Here is a 24,282-nt window from a genome sequence, read left to right as displayed (position 1 = left end):
AGAGGCGCCGGATGAGCGGAGAGAGCAGGAAACTTTCGGTCAAGCAGACCGCATCGCCGCGCAACCCGCGAGGGCCGCGTTTCCAGCCGCTTCGCCGGGCTGTTCGCATTCCGGTTTGGGGCGACCTAGGCATCAGGCTGGGCCTTGCGCTGCTGCTCATCTTCGCGGTGATCATGATCCACTGGTGGGACCGCGAAGGACTGGTCGACAATCTCGACGGCGAGGTCAGTTTCCTCGACGTCGTCTATTTCACCATGATTTCGATCACCACGACCGGGTTCGGCGACATCGCGCCGATTTCCGACCGCGCCCGCCTGGTAGAGGCGGTTATCGTGACGCCAGTCCGCTTCGCCGTGCTCTTCATCTTCGTCGGCACGGCCTATAACTTCATCATCAAACGCACATGGGAGCAGTGGCGCATGGCCCGCATCCAGGAACAGTTGCGCGACCATATCGTCGTGCTGGGCTTCGGCATCTCGGGTTCGGAGGCGGTTACCGAACTTATCGAACGCGGCACCGACCCCAGCCGGATCGTCGTGATCGACCCGAGCGAGGACCGCCTGTCCGAAGCCGAGGCGCTTGGTTGCAATGTCATGGCAGCAGACGCGACGCGCGACGAGACGCTGAAGGCGGTGCGCATTTCCGAAGCGTCGAACGTGCTCATCTCCGCGGGCCGCGACGACACCACCATCCTGATCACACTGACCGCCCGCTCACTCGCCCCCGATGTGCCCATCAGCACCGTCGTGCGTGCTGACGACAACGAATCGCTCGCCCGCCAGGCAGGGGCAAACAATGTCATCAATCCGGTGCGCTTTACCGGCCTGCTGCTGGCGGGAAGCGCGAAGGGCGAGCACATTGCGGACTACCTCGCCGACCTCGCGTCGGTTTCTGGCCGGGTCCAGTTGATCGAGCGCAAGGTCCTGCCCGAAGAGTGCGGCTGTTCGATTTCGCAGCTGTCCTCGGGCGGACGGGGCCTGAGGGTCTATCGCGATGGCAAGGCGCTCGGCTTCTGGGAGGATGCGTGCCAGAATCTGCAGGCGGGCGACATCATCGTCGAGATCGTCCCGACGGAGAACGGCGCCGCCAAGGGCGACGGCCACTTCCACAATGACCGCCTCGATGTCGGCTAGGGCTCAGCGCAAGTAGAGCAACACTGCGCCTGCCAGAGCCATGCCGACCACGAAATGGCCGGCGTCGATCAGGAACAGCGTCAGCGACTTCCGCTGGTGGAGGTAGTTGATCCCAATGGCAGGCGTCATGATCGAAAGCCCGAAACCGATGGCGATCATCATGATCGCCCGGTCCGATGCCCCCGTCCGGGCAATCGTGTGTTCGAGCATGAGTACGACCAGCATCTCGAAGGCGAAGGTCAGGCCCATGATCTTGGCTACCTGTGCGCCTCGCGGTGCCTCGGTCACGCCGGTTTCGCGCTGCCACGGCTTGCTGAAGAGCACGCCATACCAGACCGCACCGACCGCGAAGAAGGCGAGACTCGCCATCACCACGGCGAACATGTTGATGTTACCCATTGGAATTACCCTTCCATTCGAGCGTCAGCGATCCCTTTGGCGGCAAGGCATGCCAGTTTGCGGCAAACCCGGCGATACCATCGCGGATACTACCAAGTTTCGCGCGAACGCCATCAACCGGGGGAACGTGCGAGGCTGCCCAGCCCGGCTCGGCCATGGCCATGATCCCCTCGTCGTCGCTGGCACCGGCCCAGCTCTCCGCCTCGAAGCACTCGACGAGGCGTTCGGCCTGAAGCAATTCCACGATGTGGTCGTGCGGCATCTGGGCCCGCTTGGCGCTGGCATGACCCGCCTCGGCCGCCATGGCGCCGACCGCTTCTGGGTCCATGCCCGACGCAACGAGGCCCCAGAAGCCGTGCGCCATGCCCAGTTCGTGTTCGACGAAGAAATGGAACGCGTCGTGCGGAACCGGGCCTTTCTTGGGAAAGTCGAAGCCTGCACGTGACCCGTCGTCGCGCTCGATGGCGACGTTATCGGACGTGCTCCCCTTGGTCAGGACGATGCGCATCGCTTGGCGGTAGCGCAAAGCGTCAATCGCGTGTAGGGGGCCGCGCGAAATCCGGATAATCGCATGACCACTTCCCCCGCCTCGATCCCCGACCAGAAGAAGGTCGGGATGGTTTCCCTCGGCTGCCCCAAGGCGCTGGTGGATTCCGAACGTATCCTCACGCGCCTGCGTGCGGACGGCTATGCCATGAGCCCCGACTACGCCGGTGCCGACGTGGTGCTGGTCAACACCTGCGGCTTCCTCGACAGCGCAAAGGAAGAAAGCCTGGAAGCGATTGGCGAGGCGATTGCGGAAAACGGCCGCGTCATCGTCACCGGCTGCATGGGCGAAGAGGCGGATGTCATCCGCGCCCGCTTCCCGCAGGTCCTGGCAGTAACCGGCGCCCACCAGTACGAGGACGTGGTCGAGGCAGTCCATGAAGCCGCCCCGCCATCGCAGGGACCGTTCGTGGACCTGATCCCGCAGCCCGACGTCAAGCTCACCCCGCGCCACTACAGCTACCTGAAGATTTCCGAGGGCTGCAATCACTCCTGCGCCTTCTGCATCATCCCGCAGCTTCGCGGAAAGCTCGCCAGCCGTCGCGTCGATGCCGTGCTGCGAGAAGCAGAAAAGTTGGTGGCGGCGGGAACGAAGGAACTGCTCGTCATCAGCCAGGACACCTCGGCCTACGGCGTCGATACCCGGCACGAGGAGCGGGTGTGGAAGGACCGTCCCGTCCGCGCGCACATGACCGAGCTTGCCCGCGAACTGGGCCAGTTGCGCACGCCCGAGGGTACTCCGCCCTGGGTGCGGCTGCACTACGTCTATCCCTACCCCCACGTCGACGCGGTGATCCCGCTGATGGCCGAGGGGCTGCTGACGCCGTATCTCGACATCCCCTTCCAGCATGCCAGCCCGTCGGTCTTGCGCGCCATGAAGCGCCCGGCCAACGAGGCCAAGGTGCTCGAACGGCTCAAGAGCTGGCGCCAAATCTGCCCCGACATCGCCATCCGCTCGAGCTTCGTGGTCGGTTTCCCCGGCGAGACCGAGGATGATTTCAAGTACCTGCTCGACTGGCTGGAAGAGGCCCAGCTGGACCGCGTCGGTGCCTTCCGTTTCGAGCCGGTCGAGGGTGCCCAGGCCAATGCCCTGCCCGACCCGGTCCCGGAAGCGATGAAGGAAGAACGCTACGCCCGCGTCATGGAAGTGACCGAGCGGATCAGCGCCGCCAAGCTCGCCGCCAAGGTCGGCAAGGTCATTCCGGTGATCATCGACGAGATCGGCGAACCCGACGAAGATGGCGACATCGGCGCGACCGGTCGCAGTCAGGCCGATGCACCCGAGATCGACGGCGCGGTGTATCTGCGCAACGTCCCGGCTTCGCTTTCGCAGGGCGATATCGTGCACGTTTCGATCGAAGAAAGCGACGCACACGATCTTTTTGGCGTTCCGGCCTGATTCTTGTACGCGGGCGACAGCCGGATTTACCCGTTAACCTTATTCGTAAGCCGCGCGAAACCTGCCCTAAAGTCGCGGAAATTCGAGGTTTTGGTGAGTAGCTTGGGAGCGTTCCCGAGGGTTCGGGCCGAATTTCCTTAGCCTAATTTCCTAAACCGCATTTAACCATCGCAACCCGCAGTCTGCGGTGGCTTGCGACCTTTTGCGCAGCCCGCATCAAAACTTTCTTAAACTTAAGGGCCCCATAAGGGGCGCAATGAGCCAGAAGAGCGCCCTTTCTGCCCTCGATAGGGCTGCCGTCCCGACAGACGGCCGCTTCGGCGCGCGCGTGAAGGAACGGCTGCGCCACGTCCTCTGGGCTGTGGGCATCACCCTGGTGATGACCGCGGTTTTCCTGCTCGAACCGGTCGACCAGTTTATCTGGCTGTTCCAGTCCAAGATCGCGGGTCACAAACCTTCGGGCGACATCGTCTTTGTCAGTGTCGACGAGCCAATCAATGATCCGGTTTTCGGTCATCGCCGCGTGCGATTGGCCAACGCCTTGCGCGAACTCGACCGTCGCGGTGTCGGCAAGGTCTATATCGATATCGCCTTCGAAGAAGAGTCGTCACCCGCATTCGACGAACCTCTTTCCGAGGCCATTGCCCTGCTGGGCCCACGAGTAGTTGTGGTGGACCAGCTGTTCCATGATGCGCAAGGCAAGCAGAAGATTGAGCGGACGGTCCCGGAACTTGCCGGACAGGCCACGCGAGTAATTTCGGACAAGCAGAACTCCGACCTCTTCGACGTGAGGTGGGTGTCCGACTTTGCCATCGTCATCGGTGGCAAAAAGATGACCACGCTGGGCGCGGCACTCGGCGGTGCGCGCAATGCGACAGCTTCACGATTCCAGATCGACTATGGCTTCGGCAGCAAGGAAATCGATTCCCTGCCGATGAGCGATCTCGTGACACTCGGCGGGAAGTTGAGCGATGATATCGATCTTGCAGGCAAGAGCGTTGTCATCGGCTATGACCGTCAGAACGCCGGATCGAGCCTTCGCATTCCAAACAGCAGCAATGCGCCGGCCAGCTATGTCGAAATCTATGCCGCAGAATCCCTAAAGGCGAACCGCCTGAGTTATCTGGGGCCGGTTCCATCAATGCTATTCTGTGCCCTCGCGCTTGCACTTGTCATCTTGCTGGGTCGGACGCGCAAGCGCAGGTGGATCGGCTATACTGCGCTGGTCGTCACCTTCTTTGCCAGCCTGATCGTCGCGGCCCGCATCGGCATCCGCATGGAATCTTCCTATGCACTCGGCTTGCTGGGTGTCTACGCCTCCTATCGCCTGTGGACCCGCTGGAAGCGCCGCGTGGCACACTTCAACCAGGATACCGGCCTGCCCACCCTCAAGGCGCTGGAAGCACGTCTGATTCGTCTTGGGACCAGCAGTGGCTTCGTGGTCGTGGCCAAGGTCCACAATTACGAGCACATCCTGAAGACGCTGAAGGTCGAGGACCGGAGCAAATACCTGCTCAAGCTGGTCGATCGATTCCGTGCTGCAGATCCCAACCTCGCCATCTTCAGTGACAGCCATTACCTCGCATGGCATTCCCCGATCGAGAACGCGGACGCGCTGCAGGAGCACTTGTCCGGACTGCGCGCCATCTTCGCCTCACCGGTGAATGTCGGCGGCAACTCGGTCGACGTTGGCATCACGTTCGGCGCAGTCGCGATCGAAGGCGATCCGATCAATCGGGTTCCGGCTGCCACCGCAGCCGTGGAAGAGACCAACGAAGCGCTGGAGCCCATCCGTATTGCCGAAAGCGCATCGCATTCAGACATGCTGTGGGACATCTCGCTGCGCGCCCGCATTGATGCCGCGATGGAAGCGGGCGAGATTTATTGCCTCTACCAGCCCAAAATCGACCGTGCGAGCGGATCGATCGCCGGGGTCGAGGCCCTGGTGCGCTGGCACGACCCTGCTCGCGGCTTCATCGAACCGCTTCACTTCGTCCAGCAGTGCGAAAAGGCCGGGCGCATGGAGCACCTGACCCGCTACGTCCTCCAGTCGGCGTGCTCGGCAGGACAGCTGCTCCATTTCCGCGGGACGATGATCAAGATGTCGGTCAACATCTCCGCGACATTGCTTGGCGACATGCGCATCGTCGGCATCGTCCGCAACATCCTCCAGGCGACGCGCTTCGATCCGCGCTTCCTTGTCCTGGAAGTCACCGAAACCTCCCGCATCGCCGATCTTTCGACCGCCGCAGCCATTCTGTCCGAGCTCCGGGCATTGGGCCTCAACGTGTCGATCGACGATTTCGGGATGGGTGCAGCGAATTTCGAGACCTTCTTCGCCCTGCCCTTCGACGAGCTCAAGATCGACCGCCTGTTCGTCAGCAACATGCTGAAGGACCCCAAGGCGCGGGCCATCGTCTCGAGCCTCGTCGCCATGGGCCGCGAAGCGCGAATCACCATCGTTGCGGAAGGCGTCGAAACGCCCGAAGAGGTGGAAATCCTTAACGAAATCGGCTGTGACGAGCTTCAGGGCTATGTTTTCAGTCGCCCGATTTCCCTGTCTAAGTTGCTGGAATTCAACGAGAACCGAGAAGAAGCGCGAAAAGCGAACATGGTTTAGACTTTACAAACAACCATGGTTAATGGAATTAACCCTCCTGTATCAAACAGGAGGTACATATGTTCCGTATTTGGCGTTGGTTCTTCAGCGACGACTAGGATCGTCGATCTTCAACCAGTTTTCGATAGGGCCCCTCACGGGGCCCTTTCTCGTTTCGGGGTTCGACTTGCTTTTCCCGATCGGAGATGAAGTCGGGAAATTCGACGAAACAAGCGCGCAGTTCCTGCGTTCCAAGGTCATATGTCGCTCCTCATCGAAGCCAGCTTTTCCTTTTCGCTCGACCAGCCGACCGATGTGTTGCTGCAGTTCGAGGCGGCCTCGCTTCCAGAACAGAAGATCATCAATCCGAAAACCACGCTCTCCGCTTCGGAACATTGTGCACGCGTTCCGGCACAGGACGATATCGGCGAGCGAATCTGGATCAGGGCGGAAGGCGACTTCGATGTAAGCTACAGCGCTCGGGCTGAAGTCCAGCGGATGATCGCTCCGCTCCAGTCGCTGGAAATGCTCGCTCCGCACGACATGCCCGGAGAGGCAGTGCAGTACCTGTTCGACAGCCGCTATTGCCCGGCAGACCAGTTCCAGCCCTTCGTCGAGGCCGAGTTCGGCGACACTCAGGGCGGTGCACGGATCGCCGCGATCCGCGACTGGATCGCGCAGAACCTCTCCTACGTCCCCGGAAGCTCCGGCCCGGACACCGGCGCGGTCGACAGCTTTGTCCAGCGACAGGGCATCTGCCGCGACTATGCCCACGTGCTCATTTCTCTCGCCCGCGCCAGCACCATCCCGGCACGTTACGTCGCCTGTTATTCGCCCGGCGTTACCCCGCCCGATTTCCACGCCGTGGCCGAAGTCTTCCTCGAAGACCCGAACACCAGGGATGGCGGCACCTGGCAGCTGGTTGACGCAACGGGCATGGCCACGCCGGAAGATATCGTGAAGATCGGCGTGGGTCGCGACGCGGCCGACGTCAGCTTCCTCACCAGCTTCGGGCCAAGCAATTTCCGGTCGAGCCGGGTGTCGGTGGTGCAAGAATAGGAATGCAGCCCACTGGCATGGTGTCGCCCGCGCTGGTAACCGCCTGACGCAGGAGAGAGGGAGAACCATGACTGCAGGGCATTTCGCATGAGCTTCACCGCGGACAGACTGCTGCTCTTCGGCGCGACCGGTGACTTGGCGCAGCGTATGCTGCTGCCATCGCTCTGCGCGCTCGACGCCGACGGCCTCCTTGCCGAAGATCTGAAGATCGTCGGCACCGCCCGATCGGACCTTTCGACCCAGGCCTATCGCGACTTCGCGCGCGAAGCGCTGGAGAAATATCTCCCCGAAAACCGCCGGACGGGCGTCGATAACTTCCTCGGCCGCCTGCACTACGTGCCCGTCGATGCAACGACGGTCGAAGGGTATGACGAGCTGGCGAAGGAAATCGGCGACTATGGAAATGGCCTCGCCATCTTCCTTTCGACCGCACCGAGCCTGTTCGAAGCAACGATTTCCGGATTGCAGCACGCGGGGCTGACCGAAGGCAACGTCCGCATCGGGCTCGAAAAGCCGCTTGGCACCGACCTCGGCAGCAGCTGCGAGATCAACGACGCGGTCGCCCGCGCCTTCCCCGAGGACCGGATTTTCCGGATCGATCACTATCTCGGCAAGGAAACGGTTCAGAACCTCCTCGCCCTGCGCTTTGCCAACCTTCTGTTCGAGCCGGTGTGGAACGCGCGTTACATCGACCACGTCCAGATCACCGTCGCCGAAACCGTGGGCCTCGAAAGCCGCGTCGCCTATTACGACGACAGCGGCGCGCTGCGCGACATGGTCCAGAATCACATGCTGCAGCTGCTAGCGCTCGTCGCGATGGAGCCTCCGACGAGCTTCGATGCAACGGCCGTGCGCGACGAGAAGGTCAAGGTGCTGCGCGCCTTGCGCCCGGTCGGCCGCGACGAGACCGTCACCGGCCAGTATCGCGCAGGCGCGGTCAACGGTGCCGCCGTACCGGGCTACGACGAGGAACTCGGCAAGGACAGCGACACCGAAACCTTCGTCGCGATCAAGGCACATGTCGACAACTGGCGCTGGAAGGGCGTGCCCTTCTACATGCGCACCGGCAAGCGCCTGCCCGAACGCGTGACCGAGATCGTGGTTCAGTTCCGCTGCATCCCGCACTCGATCTTCGAGGGCCGCGGTGCGACCACCCAGCCGAACCGCCTCGTCATCGGCATCCAGCCCGAAGAGAACATCCAGCTGACCATGATGGCCAAGGTGCCAGGCCTCGATCGCGAGGGCCTGCGCCTGCGCCCGGTGCCGCTCGATATCGCCATGGACGATGCCTTCTCGGGTGCGGTCCGCCGCATTGCCTACGAACGGCTGCTTCTCGACCTTGTCGAAGGCGACCAGACGCTGTTTGTCCGCCGCGACGAGGTGGAGGCGCAGTGGGAATGGATCGACGCCATTCGCAAGCTGTGGGTCGATGCCGGCATCAGGCCGAAGACATATGGTGCAGGCAGCTGGGGACCAAGTGCAGCGATCGCTCTCGCAGAGCGTGATGGGGTGAGCTGGCACGATGAGTAAGCCACTGAACGATACCGTCCATCGCGTCACCCAGCGGGTGATCGAGAACTCGCGCAAATCGCGTGGGCAGTATCTCGAATTGATGGAGCGCGAGGCCGGCAATCAGGTCAACCGCCACTCGATGTCCTGCTCGAACCTCGCCCATGCGTTCGCCGGGGCGGAGGAAGACCAGGAGGCAATCCGCGCGGCGCGCGGCCCGAACCTTGGCGTCGTCACCGCCTACAACGACATGCTTTCGGCCCACCAGCCGTATTACCGCTATCCCGAGCGGATGAAGATCTGGGCGCGCGAAGTCGGCGCGACGGTGCAGGTCGCGGGCGGCACTCCGGCCATGTGCGACGGCGTGACGCAGGGGCAGGACGGGATGGAACTGTCGCTGTTCAGCCGCGATGCCATTGCGCTCTCGACCGTGGTTGCGCTGAGTCATGCCATGTTCGACGGGATCGCCCTGCTCGGCATTTGCGACAAGATCGTCCCGGGCCTCCTGATGGGTGCGCTGCGCTTCGGCCACCTGCCGGCGATCTTCGTGCCTTCGGGGCCCATGGGCACGGGCATCTCGAACAAGGAAAAGCAGCGCGTCCGCCAGCTCTATGCCGAGGGCAAGGCGAGCCGCGAGGAGCTGCTGGCGAGCGAGATGGGCAGCTACCACTCGCCCGGCACCTGCACCTTCTACGGCACGGCAAACTCCAACCAGATGATGATGGAGATGATGGGTCTTCACGTTCCCGGTGCGGCCTTCGTGCCGCCGGGCGCGAAGCTGCGGCAGGAACTGAGCCGCAAGGCGACGCATCGCCTCGCTGAGATGGGCAAGGATGGCGACTTCCGTCCGCTCGGTCGCGTGGTCGACGAGAAGGCGATCGTGAACGCCGCCATTGGCCTCCTCGCCACCGGCGGGTCGACCAACCATGCGATCCACATTCCCGCCATGGCACGCGCGGCGGGCATCGCCTTCGACTGGACCGACCTCGCCGAGCTTTCTAGCGCGGTCCCGCTGGTGGCGCGGGTCTATCCCAACGGATCGGGCGACGTGAACCATTTCCACGATGCGGGCGGCATGGGCTATGTCATCGGCACACTCCTCGACGAAGGATTGGCACATGCCGACATCCTGACGATCTGGGACGGCGGGTTCGAGGCCTATTCCAGGGAACCCGGCATGGACGGCGACGCGCTGACCTGGCGCGATCCCGGCCCCAGCGGCGATGCGGAAATGCTCCGTCCAGCCTCCGACCCGTTCCAGGCGGACGGCGGCATGCGCCTTGTCGAAGGCAATCTCGGCCGCGCCTGCTTCAAGTCCTCTGCCGTCGATCGCGAACGCTGGACCATCGAGGCCCCGTGTCGCGTGTTTGAGGACCAGCATTCGGTCAACGAGGCCTTCAGGCGCGGCGAACTCGACCGCGACGTGGTCGTCGTCGTCCGCTTCCAGGGCCCCCGCGCCAACGGCATGCCCGAACTGCACAAGCTGACCCCTGCACTCGGCGTGCTGCAGGATCGCGGTTACCGCGTCGCCCTCGTCACCGACGGGCGCATGTCGGGCGCGTCGGGCAAGGTCCCGGCAGCGATCCACTGCACGCCCGAAGCACTCGGCGGCGGGCCACTCAGCAAACTGCGCGACGGCGATATGGTGCGGCTGTGCGCCGTCACCGGCACGCTTTCGACAGATGCCGACCTCGACGCGCGCGAAGCGGCGAGCGAACCGGCACCCGATACAGGCATGGGCCGCGAACTCTTTGCCATGTTCCGCCTCGGCGCGGACGGGGCCGAGCGCGGGGCGTCGGCCATGCTGGCCATGGCAGGACTGTGAGCATGGACGTTGTCAGCGTAGATATCGGCGGGACGCATGCCCGCTTCGCCATCGCAACGATCCATGACGACGGCTCGATCACCCTCGGCCAGCCCGAGACGCTTCACACCGTCGACCATGCGAGTTTCCAGACCGCGTGGGAGGACTTTCGCGACCGCATGGGGGGCAGCCTGCCCCCGCGCGTGTCGATGGCCATTGCCGGACCGGTTGGCGGCGAAGTCATTCGCTTCACCAACAATCCGTGGATCATCCGTCCGGCGTTGGTGAAGGAAAAACTCGGCGTCGAGCGGTTCACCATCGTCAACGATTTCGAGGCAGTCGCCCATGCCGTCGCGCGGGCGAGCGAGGACCAGTTCATCCATTTGACGGGTCCCGACAAGCCGCTCGCACCAACCGGTCGCCTGAGCGTGCTCGGTCCCGGCACGGGGCTCGGCGTCGCGCATCTCTATCGCGAACCCGATGGCACCTATCGCGTCTCGGCGACCGAGGGCGGGCATATCGACTTCGCCCCGCTCGACCAGATCGACGATGCCATTCTCGCCCGCCTGCGCAAGCGCCATACCCGCGTTTCGGTCGAGCGCGTTGTTGCGGGCCCGGCGATTTCGGACATCTACCAGGCGCTCGCCGCGATGGAGGGCAAGCCGGTCGCCGAGGAAGACGATATTGCCATCTGGACGCGCGGGCAGGACGGCAGCGACAGCCTCGCCGCCGCGGCGGTCGACCGCTTCTGCATGTCGCTTGGCAGTGTCGCGGGCGACATTGCGTTGGCGCAGGGCGGTTTCGGCGGTGTCGTGATCGCGGGCGGCCTCGGCTACCGCATTCGCGAGACGTTGCTGAAGTCGGGCTTTGCCGAGCGCTTCAAGGCCAAGGGCCGCTTCCAGGAGCTGATGGCCTCGATCCCGGTCAAGCTCATCATCCATCCGCAGCCGGGCCTTTTCGGTGCCGCTGCGGCATTCGCCTCCGAACACGGAAAGGCCGCCAAGTGACCCATATTGCCGACATCATGCAGACCGCGCCGGTCATTCCGGTGATCGTGGTGGACGAGGTCGAACATGCAGTCCCGCTCGCCCGCGCGCTGGTCGCCGGCGGCCTGCGCGTCCTCGAAGTTACCCTGCGCACTCCTGCGGCACTCGATGCAATCCGCGCGATGAAGAGCGTCGAAGGCGCCATCGTCGGCGCGGGCACGGTGACCAACGAAGCCGAGCTGATGAAGGCAATCGATGCGGGCAGCGAGTTCATCGTCTCGCCCGGCCTGACCGAACCGCTCGGCAAGGCGGCAATCCGCGAGCGCATCCCGTTCCTGCCCGGCATCGCCAGTGCAGGCGACATCATGCGCGGACTCGATCTTGGCCTGACGCATTTCAAGTTCTTCCCGGCAGTGACTTCGGGCGGAATTCCGGCACTCAAGGCCCTCGCTGCGCCGTTCGGCCAGTGCCGCTTCTGCCCCACAGGCGGGATCACGCTGCAAAATGCCCCCGAATGGCTGGCCTTCGACCCCGTGCTCTGCGTCGGCGGAAGCTGGGTTTCGCCGCGCGGCCCGGTCGACGAGGCGAATGTCGAGAAGCTCGCGCGCGAGGCGTTTACCCTCGGAAGCTAGGGTTTCACCTGCCCTGCCCGCTGGGGCGGTACTGGAAAATTCACCTTTTGCTGCGCATACTGCAGCGCATGGATGCGAATCTGAAGTGGATCGGTGGGGCGACACTGGTTGTTGCCGCCGTGCTGGGCGGCGTTGCGCTGACCGGTGCGGGCGATCCCGCCGATGCGACGCCGTCCGCTGCCGCCAACCAGCCGAAGCTCGAGCCGATGGGCGCAATCGCTGCGAAGGCGCAGGCCGATTACGACCGCCTCTATACCGTGCGCCGCATCCTCCCGATCGAAGGACCGATCAAGTACGGCGAGTGGTACTGGGACGACAAGGACGTGCCGCCCGGTCCCTTGCTGGTCACCGTGGACCTGCAGGCACGGGTCATCTCGGTCTTCCAGGGCGGTTACGAGATTGGCGCGGCTGCAGTGATGCTGGGGACCGATGACCACCCGACCCCTACGGGACACTTCCCGATCCTCTACAAGGATCGGCACAACGTGTCCGAGAAATATGGCAATGCGCCCATGCCGTGGAGCCTGTTCCTGACCACCGACGGGGTCGCCATTCACGGCGGCCACCTGGTCGAGAACGGCTATGCCAGCCACGGCTGCGTCGGCGTGCCGGACGAGATCGCCAGCCGCCTTTTCGCCATCGCCAAGAAGGGCGACATGGTGGTGATTACCGACGGCAAGACCATGGGCCTCGGCGACAGCATCATCTGAAATGCGCTAGCCGGTACGGCGCGGATTCTCAGGCCGGAATTGCCATAACCGCTCGCCTGCAACATCGACGGCCTCCGCATGGATGCCCGCGACATTGCCCGCCTTGCCACTTTCGAGATTGGCGGCGAGTGCACCTGCTGCCGACAGGTCCAGCGTTGCGCCCAGGACCCTGAAAATCCGGACCAGCAGCGCGGGGCGGATGACCCGGTCGCCGCCTAGTCCGGTCTTGAGCGCGCGGTAGGTGATGGCCCCGTCGCCTTGCGAGACGCACTCCATCCATTCTCGTGACACTACCCAGTCGAGCGAAGCATCGGCATGTGCCAGCAATTCGGCGCTTCTGGCGATTGCGGGGATGTCCAGCCAGTCCACAGAGGCCAGCGCCTTGCGCATCCTGACACGGTCGAACTGGTCGTCCTCGTTCGAGGGGTCGGTGACCGCTTCGATCCCCGCCACATCCACCACCGCCTGCAACTCGCTCCGCCGCCAGCCGAGCACCGGCCGGATGAGGCGCAGGTATTCGTGGCCGGGAACGCCGGTCAGCTTGCGGATCCCCGCGAGGCCTCCCAGCCCACTGCCACGGTTGAGGCGCATGAGGAACGTCTCTGCCTGGTCGTCGAGCTGGTGAGCGGTGGCCATGGTGGAGATTTCGCGCTCCTCCATCCAGCCTGCCAACGCGTCGTAACGGGCCGATCGCGCCTCCGCCTGGAGGTTGCCCTCGGCGACATCGACCTCGAGCACCTTGTGGCGAACTCCCAGCCGCTCGCAGATGCCAGCGACGTAGGCCGCCTCCCGTGCGGCGGCGGCGCGGAGCCGATGGTCGACCGTGGCTGCCTCGACCTGCCCGGGGATTGCCGCGTGGGCCAGCAACAGCATGGCGAGGCTGTCCGGCCCGCCGGACACCGCCAACAGCAGTTTCTCACCGGTGCCGGAAAACGGCCAGACCGCCTCGAGGTCTTCGCGAAATCGCTCGACCAGAAGCGGGTCCAGGTTCACGTCAGCCGCACTTCACCTTGTCGCGCCGTGCCGCATAATCGCTTGCGAGGCGACCGGTAGCGAGAGCCGGATAGGTTTCCGAGAACTCGGCCAGGGCGATGCAGGCGCGCTTGGTGTCCTTCAGCTGGATCATCGCTTCGGCAAGGTACAGCAGGCTGTCGCCCGCGCGCGCACCCTGCTTGTCCGACTGGTAGTTCTTCAGGAACCACGGCGCTGCCTCGCGCGCCTTGCCATCGTTGAGATACGCGCGGCCGAGCAGGTTGCGGCCGTAGGAAATCCGGCTGTGCTTGGGATATTTCTCGACGAACATCGTCAGCTGCTGGGCCGCCTCGGGGAAGAAGCCGGCATTCCACAGGCGGAAGCCATAGGAATATTCGTCGTCGCCGGCATCGTCGGTCTGCGGCTTGGCGATCGCCTGCACTGCGGCAAGACGTTCGGCGCTGGGTCCGGTCGCAGGCTTGGCCGGCGGCGCGTTGCCGGTCATCTTGTCGACATTGGTGTTCACCGCATTGTTCGACGGCGAGACGATCGTCTCGGTCGCCGGGGCCGTGTTCGTGGCCACTGCGGGCTTGACCCCGCCAGCTTCCAGGACGGCGATGCGTTCTCCGAGAACCCGAAGCGTGTTGGCATTCTCCTCGTTCTGCGCGGTCTGGCGCTGCAATTGCGCCTCGAGCGCGTCGAGGCGGGCGAGGATATCGGTCACTGCCGTGGTCGAGTTAGTCGGCACGGTCGTTGTGCCGGTAGACGGCGTCGCGCTGATCTCGGGTTCGAAATAGCGCCCGTCTGCGCCCGGGAACACCTTGCGCTGCAGCGCCTTCACTTCCTGCTCGAGGCGGCGGATGCGCATTTCCTCGCCATTGTCCTGCGCAAGGGCGGGCACCGAGGTGGCGAGCAGGGCGACGGCGACGCTGCCGAGGCCCCAGGTGCGTGCAATTCGTCCGATGTTCATCGGGTGGGCTCCTGATGGAAATCCGTTGGTCTGGAAAACTGCCCTAGGGGCGCAAAGCTGTCGAGGTCATGAAGGGGCTTTTCCCCTCCCCTCGATCAGGGCGTTGCGACCGGAGCAGGCGTCGCGGGTGCAGAGAGTGTAGTCGAGACAGACGGCGCAGGCACGGGCCGGGCTATCAAGGCTGCGGCATCGACCGGGACGTTGCTGACCACCTCGTCCACCTCGGACAGCTTGGGCACCGCCTTGCCACCCACGGTAATCGTGAAGGCATAGGGTCGTCCGGTGCGGATTTGCGGGTTCGCGGCATCGGCAGGGACGGTGAACTTGTCCCCCTTGGCCATGATGCCTTCGAAGAGGGTCTTGCCGGTCCCGTCGTAGAACCGCACCCAGGTGCCATCCATCTCGTTGGTGAAGACCACCGGGCCACCGGTCGGTGTCGCGGCAGGTGCGGCAGCAGGGGCGGCGGCTGCCGCAGCGGGCTTCTCTTCGGCGGGATCGCGCAGGGGTGCAGGACCGAGGCCGGGCGCGAAATAGGTGCTGTAGAAGGCGTAAATCCCCGCCACGAGGATGATGCCCGCAAGGACAGCGAACCAGGCAAGGCCGCGGCCCGGCACGCGTGCCGGGTCACCCGGCTCGAAACGGGCCGGCGAAGTGCGTGGATCGAGATCGCCCTCGGCCAGCTCCGCGCGGACCTGGTCGATGATCTCGCGCTCGTCGAGACCCACGGTGCGGGCATAGGTACGGCTGAACCCGACCGCATAGGTGCGCGAAGGCAGCGCACCGAACTGGCCTGCTTCGATCGACTGGAGATGCCTGATCGGGATGCGCGTTTCGGCGGCTACCTGTTCGAGGTCGAACCCTGCCTTCTCGCGCGCGGCGCGCAGGCGGTCCCCCACCCTTCCGGTATGGGCAAATTGTTCCTCGACGCTTGTGTCCTGTTCCATGCGGTCCCCGAAATGCGATCCCGCGGCTTGTGCCGCCTTTTTCAGCGCCCGTGAAAGCGGTGCGGCGCGCAGGCGTCAAGCGCAGCTTGTAGCACGATTCCGGCAAACCGACGAAGCGCGCCGGACGCACGACGAAATCAGTCGACCTCGATATCGCGCTGCTCGGCCCAGCGCTTCAGCTCGGCGCGCAGGTCCGCTGGCGGTGACAGCAGCCACTGGTTCATCTGTGCGCCGATTTCGCCCAGGTCCACCTTGCGAACCAGTTCCTTGATCGGACCGACGGCCACCGGTGTGATCGACAGGCGGCGATAGCCGATACCGAGCAGCGCCAGGGCTTCCAGCCTGCGCCCGCCCATCTCGCCGCATACGCCGAGCCGCACCGGATGGCCGACCGTGGCCTGCGACACACGCTGCAGGAAACGCAGGATGGCCGGGCTGAGCCAGTCGTAACGCTCCGCCAGCAACGGGTTGGCGCGATCGGCGGCGAAAAGGAACTGGGTCAGGTCGTTGGTGCCGACGGAAATGAACGAAATGCGCGGGATCAGCAGGTCGAGCACTTCTGCCAGCGAAGGCACTTCGAGCATGCAGCCGTACTCGACCGCTTCGGGCAGGAGCTTGCGGCGGGCGCGCAGGAACTCGAGCTGGTCTTCGAACACTTTCTTCGCCGCGTCGAACTCCCACGGCTCGGACACCATGGGGAACATGACCGAAAGGGACCGACCCGCGGCCGCTTCCAGCAGGGCGCGTGCCTGCGCCTTGAGCAGGCCTTCGCGGTCGAGCGAGAGGCGCAGGGCTCGCCAGCCCATCGCCGGGTTCTCGTCACGCTCCGCGACCTGCGAATTGAGATAGGGCACCGCCTTGTCGCCACCGATGTCGACCGTGCGGAAGATGACCGGCTTGTCGCCTGCTGCATCGAGCACGTCGCGGTAGAGACGCAACTGGCGGTCACGGGCGGGCAGCGTGGCCGAGACGAGGAACTGGAACTCGGTACGGAAGAGGCCGACGCCATCCGCCCCGGTCAGCTGCAGCATGCTCATGTCATCGCGCAGGCCCGCGTTGATCATCACCGTGATCCGCGTGCCATCGCGGGTGAAGGGTTCGACATCGCGTAGTTCGGCATAGGTCGCCTGCCGCTCGCGGTTCTTGGCGAAGCGGGTCTCGAAAGCGTCGAGCAGCTGCTGGCCGGGGCGCAGCGTAACCGTGCCGCGGTCCGCGTCGAGCAGGATCTCGTCCCCCTCGCTCACACGCGCACGTACCCCGCTGGCGCGACCAAGGACGGGAATTCCCATCGCCCGGGCGACGATCACCACGTGTGCCGTCAGCGAGCCTTCCTCCAGCACCACGCCCTTGAGCCTGCGCCGGTCGTATTCGAGCAGCTCGGCGGGGCCGAGGTTGCGCGCAATCAGGATCGAATCCCGGCGCAGCCCCTGCGTTGCCGCGGTGCCGAGCTGGCCCGATACGATGCGCAGCAGCCTGTTCGACAGGTCTTCCAGGTCGTGCATGCGGTCCTGCAGCAACGGATCGTCGATCTCGCGCATGCGCATGCGGGTGCGCTGCTGGACCCGTTCGATGGCGGCCTCCGCAGTCAGGCCGGAATCGATCGCCTCGTTGATGCGGCGGCTCCAGCCCTCGTCGTAGGCGAACATCTTGTAGGTCTCGAGCACCTCGACGTGCTCGCCGCCCTTGCCGAACTCGGGTTCTTTGCCGAGTGCGTCGATCTGTTCGCGCATCTTGTCGAAGGCGCGATAGACGCGCTGGCGCTCGGCTTCGATATCCTCGGCGACGACCTGGTCGATCTCGATGCGCGGCTGGTGGAAAACCGCCTGCCCTGCCGCGAGGCCTTTGACAAGAGTGAGGCCTTCGATCACCTCGGTCTCGGTATGCGCCTCGCCAAAGGTTATCGTCTCTTCGTCGTCAACCAGTTCCTTGTGCGCGATGAGCTCTGACAGGATCATGGCGGTGGTCTGCAGCGCCTCGATCTCGACTTCCTCGTATCGGCGCGGCTCGACGTGCTGGACGCACAGAACGCCCACGGCACGCTCGCGATAGACGATGGGGACACCGGCGAAGGAATGGAATTTCTCTTCGCCGGTCTCGGGCCGGTAGAGGAAGTCCGGATGCGCCTTCGCCTCGGCCAGGTTCAGCGTCTCGATATTCTTGGCGATGGTACCGGTCAGCCCTTCGCCCACCGCCATGCGGGTGACGTGGACTGCGGCCGGGTTGAGGCCCTGGGTGGCAAACAGCTCGAGCGCGCCCTCGCGCAGGAGGTATATCGAGCAGACCTCGCTATTGAGGCTGTCGGCAATGACTTCGACCACGCGGTCAAGCTTGTGCTGGGCGTGTGTGCGCCCGGCCATGATCTCGTGCAGGCGGGTCAGGATCTGGCGGGCGGAGGCTGCAGCTGACATGGCCACGGCCTATGGCAAAAAATGGAGGGTTGCGAAAGCGGGACGCGGACCGCCGCGCCCCGCATTTCGCTATGCGATGATGCTCAGCAGCTCGCGAGTTCTTCCTTGATGCGTAGCTTCTGCTTCTTGAGTTGCTGGATCATCACGACGTCGGGCGCAGGACGGGTCTGTTCCTCGTGCAGGCGGGCTTCGAGACCGGCATGCTTGGCTTTGAGCGCATCGACGTGGGATGATTGCATCGGGTTGTCTCCTTCGGGTTTATTGCGACCCCAGAAGCGACTCGTGCCGGCGCGGCACGGGCCGCAGACCGACTATAGAACCACACTATTGTCGATTTACAAACACCCTCCTTAAGGGGCATGCGGCGAAGCGAGATTCGGGAAGGACGAGCGTGAACGAACAGGAGCTGCGCAAGCGATTGGAAACGCTGCGAAGCGAGCACCGCGACCTCGATGCGGCAATTGCCGCACTGAGCGAGGCGGGCGAGCGCAGCGGTTTCGTCGACCAGCTGCAAATCGCGCGACTCAAGAAGCGCAAGCTCCAGTTGAAGGACCGGATTGCGCTGATCGAGGATACTCTCGTCCCCGACATAATCGCCTGATTATCTCCGCTTTAGAGCAGCTTGGACGCGCCATCGTTCCAGCGCGGGACAGGCATGTTAACGCACTGGCCTGAAGCCCCCTTCAGGCGTAATCCTTCTGTCATGCAATCGCGCGACATCAGCGAGGAAATCGTCGAGGACCTTTATGCAGAGGCCCTTGTCCTGGCGGACGACGTCCGTGCGGTTTTCGACCTGCGCCTGGGCGCGGAAAGCACCGGTTCGGACGACCTCCTGCGTGTCGCGCTCTCGATCGAGGGGCTGCGCACGACGACCCGTGTCATGCATGTGCTGGCCTGGCTGCTGAACCAGCGTGCCTATTACTCGGGCGAGCTTACCGAGACCCAGCTTCGCCGTCACGGCGCGCTGCCCGAGGAAAGGACCTCGGATCCCGACAATATCGCCATGCTCGAGCCCGAAACACAGGCGCTGATCCGCGAGAGCGAGGAACTCCATGCCCGCGTGGCGCGGCTCGATCGCGCTTGGCGCAATCGCGATAGCGATCACGACGCCCCGGTTCAGGCGCTCCAGGGAATGATTGCCAAGGCTTTCGCTACCGGCAGCTGATCAGGCAGCCGACAGCGCCCGCGCATAACGAGCCAGCCGGTCGCGGCGCACATCCTCGTCCATCTTCGCCACAAAGCAGGTGCTCGACCCACGCATCGCCTGCGCCGCAGCAGCCAGCGAGGGATGGAACCCCGCACCGACCGAAGCGAGGATCGCTGCACCGAGCGCCGTGGTTTCCACGAAGTCCGGGCGTTCCACCTCGATGTCGAGGATGTCGGCCAGGTCCTGCGCCATCCAGTTGTTGGCGCTCATCCCGCCATCGATCCTGAGGCGCGACCACGGCGCACCATCGGCGGCAAAGGCGCTCGCGAGGTCGTGCGTTTGGTGCGCCATCGCCTCGAGCGCGGCGCGCGCCAGCTGCGCCTTGCCGCTGGCAAAGCTCAAGCCCGAGATCACCCCGCGGGCGTCGGGCCGCCAGTGCGGCGCACCCAGTCCGGCGAGTGCGGGCACGATGACCACCTCGCCACTGTCGGGGATCGAGCGTGCAAGCGCCTCGGTCTCTGCGGCATTGCCGATGAGGCCGAGCTGGTCGCGCAGGTACTGGACGAGGCTCCCGGCGACGAAGCAGGCGCCTTCGATGGCATAGGTGCGCACGCCTTTCTCCTGGTACAGCACCGTGCCCAGCAGCCGGTTGGCGGAGCGGGGAATCTCCTGTCCCTTGTTGGTCAGCACGAATGCCCCTGTGCCGTAGGTTGCCTTGGTCTCGCCGAACGAGAGGCAGCCTTGTCCGATCGTGGCCGATTGCTGGTCACCAACGAGGCCGCAGATGGGGATCTCGCTGCCAAAGCACTCCGGGCGGGCAACGGCTATGCGGCCATGCGTATCGACCACTTCGGGCAGCGTTGCACGCGGAACCCCTATGATCTCGCACAGCCCCTCGTCGAACTGCTCGCCGTCGAGCGCCAGCAGTAGCGTACGGCTGGCGTTACTCGCATCGGTCACATGGGTCCCGCCCGACAGCTTGTAGACCAGCCAGCTCTCGACCGTACCGAAGGCCAGTGTCCCGGCCTGCTCGGCCTCGCGCACGGCATCGCAATGGTCGAGCATCCAGCGCATCTTGGTGCCTGAAAAGTAGGGATCGAGCAGCAGGCCAGTGCGCTTCTGGACGGTTTCCTCGTAGCCGTAGTCCTTCAGCCCGGCGCAGAAATCGGCCGTGCGCCGATCCTGCCAGACGATCGCGCGGGCCAGAGGTTCGCCCGTTGTCTTGTCCCAGGCGACCACGGTCTCGCGCTGGTTGGTGATGCCGATCGCGGCAATGCGTCCTGCGTCGCCACCGACGACTTCGCAGGCGCAGGCCAGCGTCTTGTCCCAGATTTCCGATGCATCGTGCTCGACCCAGCCTGGCTCGGGATAGTGCTGGGTAATCTCCTGCTGCGCCACGCCTTCGAGCGTCCCGTCGGGCGCGAATACCATCGCGCGGGTCGATGTGGTCCCGGCATCGAGAACGAGAATGCGGTCGGCCATGATCTCTCCCTGTCCTGCGCTGTCATACGCATGGGCGTGACATGGGCCAAGCGGTGCCCCATATGCAAGCCCATGGCTGGACCTCCTCCCAAACCCTGGCCCACGGGCGAAGCGATGCAACTCGAGCCGCTGGTGCGCCGCGTGCTCGCCCCCAACCCCTCGCCCTACACCTACACGGGTACGCAAACCTATATCGTGGGTCTGGGCGACGGCTGCGCGGTGATCGACCCGGGTCCGGACGAGAAGGAGCACCTGCTCGCCCTCGATGCCGCGATCGGCGATGAGCATGTCTGCGCAATCATGTGCACCCACACGCACCGCGACCATTCACCAGCAGCAAAGACGCTGGCTGCGCGCACCGGCGCTCCCATTGTCGGTTGCGCACCGCTTGTCCTCGACGACAGCGGCCCGCGCGCCGACGCCTCCTTCGACCGCACATACGAACCCGACCGGGTGATGGAAGACGGTGAACAGATGACCGGCCCGGGCTGGACCCTGACCGCCGTCGCGACACCGGGCCATGTCTCGAACCACCTGTGCTTCGCGCTGGAGGAGAGCGGCGCGCTGTTTACCGGCGACCACGTCATGGGTTGGTCGACCAGCGTCGTGATCCCGCCCGACGGCGACATGAGCGCCTATATGGCGAGCCTCGAAAAGCTCTACGCGCGCGAGGATACGGTCTACTACCCGGCCCATGGCGAAGCGGTCGAAAAGCCGCGCCAGCTCGTGCGAGGGATGATCGGTCACCGCCGCCAGCGCGAGAACCAGATCGTCCGCCTGCTCGGCGAAGGGCCCCACCGCGCCAGCGAATTCGTGCCCAAGATGTACAAGGGCCTCGACCCTAGGCTGGACAAGGCCGCTGAGATGTCGGTCACGGCGCACCTGATCGATCTGGAACGCCGGGGCCTCGTCGCCCGTTCTGACGATATATGGAAAACGATCTGACGACCCGCGAGACCGACCTGCAACCGACGGTAGTGCGCGAGCAACCGCTTGCCCGTACGCAGGCGGTTCCGTGGCTGATCGTCATCCTCCTGCTCGCTGCGGTCGCCTGGCTGGGCTGGCGCGCATTCTTCCACAAGGAAGAGGGCGATCCGGTCGGCCGTGCAATGCTCGCCTTCGAGAAGCAGAACTCGCTTACCGTCTTTTCCAGCCGCTTCGAGGTCGTCGCCGAGAGCGAGGACACGCGCGGCGTGCTGGGCGTCGACCTTCTCAAGAGCCGCCAGGCCGCGATCATCCCGGCGACCGTCGAATATCGCCTCGACCTTTCCACCATGGACCGCGACCGGTTCGAGTGGGACGCGGACAAGGAGCGGCTCGATGTCGTCCTGCCTGCCCTGCGCATCTCGCGCCCCAATCTCGACGAGGCGCAGCAGAAGGTCTTCACCGAGGGCAGCTGGGTCACCCGCGATGCCAGCAGCGACCTTGCCCGCAACAACTCGCTGCAGGCCGAACGCAAGGCGGCTGCCTTCGCCAAGAACCCGCAGGTCCTCTCGATGGCGAAGTCGGCTGCCAAGGAGGCGGTGCGCCAGAACCTCGCCATTCCCCTGCAGATTGCCGGCTATGGCGACGTGAAGGTCGAGGTGCGTTTCGACGGAGAGCCGAAACCGGCCGGTTGAACGACACTTCAAATAGGCATATTCTCGGAGTATTAGGCGCATAACACACTAACAACGCCCGGTCGCAGAACAAGGGAGGGTTCTCATGGCCACAGCCGCCGCACCGCAGCACACGTCCGTTCCGGGCACGCGCTTCTTCACCATCATGGCATTCGTCATGTCCGCGATCATTCTCGCGGGCTTCTCGCTCAACTTGGCGATGGGACGTTCGACCTTTGCCGTTCCGTGGCAGTTCCACGTCCACGGTCTGATCTTCATGAGCTGGATCGGTCTCTACCTCGCCCAGCACGTCACCATCAACTCGGGCAACATTGCCCTCCATGTGCGGCTGGGGAAGCTGGCCTACCTGTGGATTCCGCTGATGGTGGCGGCCGGGGTTACGATCATCGTGACCTCGGCACGGCGCAACGGCGGGCCGTTCTTCTTCGACATGAACGAGTTCTTCGTCAGCAATCTCTCGCTGCTCCTGTGCTTCGGCGGACTCGCGTTCTGGGCGCTGAAGCAGCGCCGCTATACCGGCTGGCATCGCAGGCTGATGCTGTGTGCCATGGCAATCCTCACCGGCCCCGGGCTCGGTCGCCTGCTTCCCCTGCCCCTGATGATTCCGTATTCCTGGACGGTTACCTTCCTGGTGACTCTCATCTTCCCCATCATCGGAATGATTGCCGACAAGCGCCGCGACGGTGTCGTCCACCCGGCCTACAAGTGGGGTTTCGGCATCTACGTGGGTACGTTCATCGCCTCGATGCTGCTCGCATACTCGCCGATCGGGTATGCGGTGACCGAGTGGCTAGTAGCCGGAACGCCCGGGGCGGAGCGGCCGATGCAGGCCTTCCTGCCGCCCGGTTTTTCCATGTGAGAAGCATGCAATAGGGCTTGCCCGGAACGCACTCGCCTTCGCGCCCGTTGAGGCTATAAGCGCCTCAAACGCAAGAAGACGGGAAAGAGAATGACCGACCAGACGAAGCCGCTCACCGGGCAGGATTTGCTCGAAGAGATCAACCGCCTGCGGAAGGAAAAGAACGCGGTCATCCTGGCGCATTACTACCAGTCGCCCGACATCCAGGATATTGCCGACTTCGTCGGGGACTCACTCCAGCTCTCGCAGATGGCTGCGGACACCGATGCCGACGTGATCGTCTTCTGCGGCGTCAAGTTCATGGCCGACACGGCAAAGATCCTCTCGCCCGAGAAGATCGTGGTCCTGCCCGACATGGACGCAGGCTGCAGCCTCGAGGACAGCTGCCCGCCAGAAAAGTTCAAGGCCTTCCGCGAGGCCCATCCGGATCATATCGCACTCACCTACATCAACTGTTCGACCGAGGTGAAGGCGCTGTCCGACGTGATCGTCACCAGCTCGAGCGCCGAGACCATCCTCCAGCAGATCCCCAAGGAACAGAAGATCATCTTCGGCCCCGACCGTCACCTCGGCGGCTATCTCAGCCGCAAGTTCGGGCGCGAGATGCTGCTGTGGCCGGGCGTTTGCATCGTCCACGAAGCTTTCAGCGAGACGGAACTGCTCAAGCTCAAGCAGCAGTACCCCGATGCGCCCATCGCCGCGCACCCGGAATGCCCGCCGACCATCATCGACCACGCCGATTACGTGGGTTCGACCAGCGGCATCCTGCAGTTTGCCGAGACCTTCAGCGGCGACACGCTGATCGTCGCAACCGAACCGCATATCATCCACCAGATGGAAAAGGCGCTGCCGAACAAGACGTTCATCGGTGCGCCAGGCGCGGATGGTAACTGCAGCTGCAACATCTGCCCCTACATGGCCTTGAACACGATGGAGAAGCTCTACGCCTGCCTGCGTGACCTCGAGCCGCGCATCGAGATCGAGGAAGGCCTGCGCATCCAGGCCAAGCGCAGCCTCGACCGCATGCTCGAAATGGCAAGCGGCACCATCGGCATGGGCGATCTCGGTCGCCCGCAATAAATACGATTACCGGAGAGACAGAATA

General features: G+C 64.2%; 23 protein-coding genes. 15 read left to right on the top strand and 8 right to left on the bottom strand.

Going from position 1 to position 24,282, the window contains the following annotated elements; all coding sequences use genetic code 11:
• Nucleotides 1-11 precede the first annotated feature (11 nt).
• A complete protein-coding gene (locus RAM60_RS01360; RefSeq protein ID WP_369025891.1) occupies nt 12-1,133 on the top strand; it encodes a potassium channel family protein in 1,122 nt (373 codons plus the stop codon).
• Between the two features lie 3 nt (nt 1,134-1,136).
• Here the strand turns inward: RAM60_RS01360 and RAM60_RS01355 are convergent, their stop codons facing one another.
• Both RAM60_RS01355 and RAM60_RS01350 read right to left on the bottom strand, forming a co-directional pair.
• Nucleotides 1,137-1,532 carry a DUF1761 domain-containing protein gene (locus RAM60_RS01355; protein WP_369025892.1) on the bottom strand — a complete coding sequence of 132 codons (396 nt, stop codon included), beginning with the start codon at nt 1,530-1,532 and terminating at the stop codon, nt 1,137-1,139.
• Nucleotides 1,525-2,058 (bottom strand): hypothetical protein, encoded by a 534-nt coding sequence (locus RAM60_RS01350; protein WP_510640028.1) that lies wholly within the window; start codon nt 2,056-2,058, stop codon nt 1,525-1,527. Before RAM60_RS01350 ends, RAM60_RS01355 begins: the two co-directional genes overlap by 8 nt.
• A gap of 45 nt (nt 2,059-2,103) precedes the next feature.
• Here RAM60_RS01350 and rimO point away from each other — a divergent pair, with 45 nt between their 5' ends.
• From rimO to RAM60_RS01310, 8 genes are all read left to right on the top strand, one after another.
• Nucleotides 2,104-3,477 carry a 30S ribosomal protein S12 methylthiotransferase RimO gene (gene rimO, locus RAM60_RS01345; protein WP_369025894.1) on the top strand — a complete coding sequence of 458 codons (1,374 nt, stop codon included), beginning with the start codon at nt 2,104-2,106 and terminating at the stop codon, nt 3,475-3,477.
• 256 nt (nt 3,478-3,733) lie between these two features.
• Complete coding sequence (locus RAM60_RS01340) at nt 3,734-6,097, top strand: EAL domain-containing protein (RefSeq protein ID WP_369025895.1); 2,364 nt, start codon at nt 3,734-3,736, stop codon at nt 6,095-6,097.
• A 240-nt stretch (nt 6,098-6,337) separates the two neighbouring features.
• Entirely contained in the window at nt 6,338-7,135 is a 798-nt protein-coding gene (locus RAM60_RS01335) for a transglutaminase-like domain-containing protein (RefSeq protein WP_369025896.1), read from the top strand.
• An 87-nt stretch (nt 7,136-7,222) separates the two neighbouring features.
• Nucleotides 7,223-8,665, top strand: a complete 1,443-nt coding sequence (gene zwf / locus RAM60_RS01330) for a glucose-6-phosphate dehydrogenase (RefSeq protein ID WP_369025897.1) — start codon at nt 7,223-7,225, stop codon at nt 8,663-8,665.
• Nucleotides 8,658-10,469, top strand: a complete 1,812-nt coding sequence (edd, locus tag RAM60_RS01325; protein ID WP_369025898.1) for a phosphogluconate dehydratase — start codon at nt 8,658-8,660, stop codon at nt 10,467-10,469. The genes zwf and edd overlap by 8 nt, the downstream gene beginning before the upstream one ends.
• A 2-nt stretch (nt 10,470-10,471) precedes the next feature.
• A complete protein-coding gene (gene glk / locus RAM60_RS01320; RefSeq protein WP_369025899.1) occupies nt 10,472-11,455 on the top strand; it encodes a glucokinase in 984 nt (327 codons plus the stop codon).
• Nucleotides 11,456-11,472: 17 nt separating this feature from the next.
• Nucleotides 11,473-12,066 carry a bifunctional 4-hydroxy-2-oxoglutarate aldolase/2-dehydro-3-deoxy-phosphogluconate aldolase gene (gene eda, locus RAM60_RS01315; RefSeq protein WP_369026162.1) on the top strand — a complete coding sequence of 198 codons (594 nt, stop codon included), beginning with the start codon at nt 11,473-11,475 and terminating at the stop codon, nt 12,064-12,066.
• Nucleotides 12,067-12,134: 68 nt separating this feature from the next.
• A complete protein-coding gene (locus tag RAM60_RS01310; RefSeq protein WP_369025900.1) occupies nt 12,135-12,776 on the top strand; it encodes a L,D-transpeptidase family protein in 642 nt (213 codons plus the stop codon).
• A 6-nt stretch (nt 12,777-12,782) separates the two neighbouring features.
• On the opposite strand, the gene tilS is transcribed toward RAM60_RS01310, so the two are convergent.
• The 5 genes from tilS to RAM60_RS01285 all read right to left on the bottom strand — a co-directional run bounded on the left by tilS (nt 12,783) and on the right by RAM60_RS01285 (nt 18,309).
• Entirely contained in the window at nt 12,783-13,769 is a 987-nt protein-coding gene (tilS, locus tag RAM60_RS01305; RefSeq protein ID WP_369025901.1) for a tRNA lysidine(34) synthetase TilS, read from the bottom strand.
• 1 nt (nt 13,770) lies between these two features.
• Nucleotides 13,771-14,718 (bottom strand): tetratricopeptide repeat protein, encoded by a 948-nt coding sequence (locus tag RAM60_RS01300; protein ID WP_369025902.1) that lies wholly within the window; start codon nt 14,716-14,718, stop codon nt 13,771-13,773.
• 95 nt (nt 14,719-14,813) lie between these two features.
• A complete protein-coding gene (locus RAM60_RS01295; protein WP_369025903.1) occupies nt 14,814-15,662 on the bottom strand; it encodes a helix-turn-helix domain-containing protein in 849 nt (282 codons plus the stop codon).
• Nucleotides 15,663-15,799: 137 nt separating this feature from the next.
• Nucleotides 15,800-18,070 (bottom strand): phosphoenolpyruvate--protein phosphotransferase, encoded by a 2,271-nt coding sequence (ptsP, locus tag RAM60_RS01290; RefSeq protein ID WP_369025904.1) that lies wholly within the window; start codon nt 18,068-18,070, stop codon nt 15,800-15,802.
• Nucleotides 18,071-18,153: 83 nt separating this feature from the next.
• Nucleotides 18,154-18,309, bottom strand: coding sequence for a YdcH family protein (locus tag RAM60_RS01285; protein ID WP_200982442.1), 156 nt, complete (start codon nt 18,307-18,309; stop codon nt 18,154-18,156).
• 152 nt (nt 18,310-18,461) lie between these two features.
• Here RAM60_RS01285 and RAM60_RS01280 point away from each other — a divergent pair, with 152 nt between their 5' ends.
• Both RAM60_RS01280 and RAM60_RS01275 read left to right on the top strand, forming a co-directional pair.
• Entirely contained in the window at nt 18,462-18,671 is a 210-nt protein-coding gene (locus tag RAM60_RS01280; RefSeq protein WP_200982440.1) for a YdcH family protein, read from the top strand.
• A gap of 102 nt (nt 18,672-18,773) precedes the next feature.
• Nucleotides 18,774-19,235, top strand: a complete 462-nt coding sequence (locus RAM60_RS01275) for a DUF1465 family protein (protein WP_369025905.1) — start codon at nt 18,774-18,776, stop codon at nt 19,233-19,235.
• Here the strand turns inward: RAM60_RS01275 and RAM60_RS01270 are convergent, their stop codons facing one another.
• Nucleotides 19,236-20,699 carry a glycerol kinase gene (locus RAM60_RS01270; protein ID WP_369025906.1) on the bottom strand — a complete coding sequence of 488 codons (1,464 nt, stop codon included), beginning with the start codon at nt 20,697-20,699 and terminating at the stop codon, nt 19,236-19,238.
• 72 nt (nt 20,700-20,771) lie between these two features.
• Here RAM60_RS01270 and RAM60_RS01265 point away from each other — a divergent pair, with 72 nt between their 5' ends.
• The 4 genes from RAM60_RS01265 to nadA all read left to right on the top strand — a co-directional run bounded on the left by RAM60_RS01265 (nt 20,772) and on the right by nadA (nt 24,257).
• Entirely contained in the window at nt 20,772-21,644 is an 873-nt protein-coding gene (locus RAM60_RS01265) for an MBL fold metallo-hydrolase (protein WP_369025907.1), read from the top strand.
• A complete protein-coding gene (locus tag RAM60_RS01260) occupies nt 21,629-22,318 on the top strand; it encodes a DUF4230 domain-containing protein (RefSeq protein ID WP_369025908.1) in 690 nt (229 codons plus the stop codon). The genes RAM60_RS01265 and RAM60_RS01260 overlap by 16 nt, the downstream gene beginning before the upstream one ends.
• An 85-nt stretch (nt 22,319-22,403) precedes the next feature.
• Nucleotides 22,404-23,177: a hypothetical protein gene (locus RAM60_RS01255; RefSeq protein WP_200982430.1), complete on the top strand. Its 774-nt coding sequence runs from the start codon at nt 22,404-22,406 to the stop codon at nt 23,175-23,177.
• A gap of 90 nt (nt 23,178-23,267) precedes the next feature.
• Nucleotides 23,268-24,257, top strand: a complete 990-nt coding sequence (gene nadA / locus RAM60_RS01250) for a quinolinate synthase NadA (protein ID WP_200982428.1) — start codon at nt 23,268-23,270, stop codon at nt 24,255-24,257.
• Nucleotides 24,258-24,282: the final 25 nt, after the last annotated feature.

Origin of the sequence: Qipengyuania sp. RANM35, assembly GCF_041021145.2 — a bacterium.
In the GTDB taxonomy this organism is placed as follows: Bacteria; Pseudomonadota; Alphaproteobacteria; order Sphingomonadales; family Sphingomonadaceae; genus Qipengyuania; species Qipengyuania soli.
This window is presented reverse-complemented; position numbering and strand designations above follow the sequence as displayed.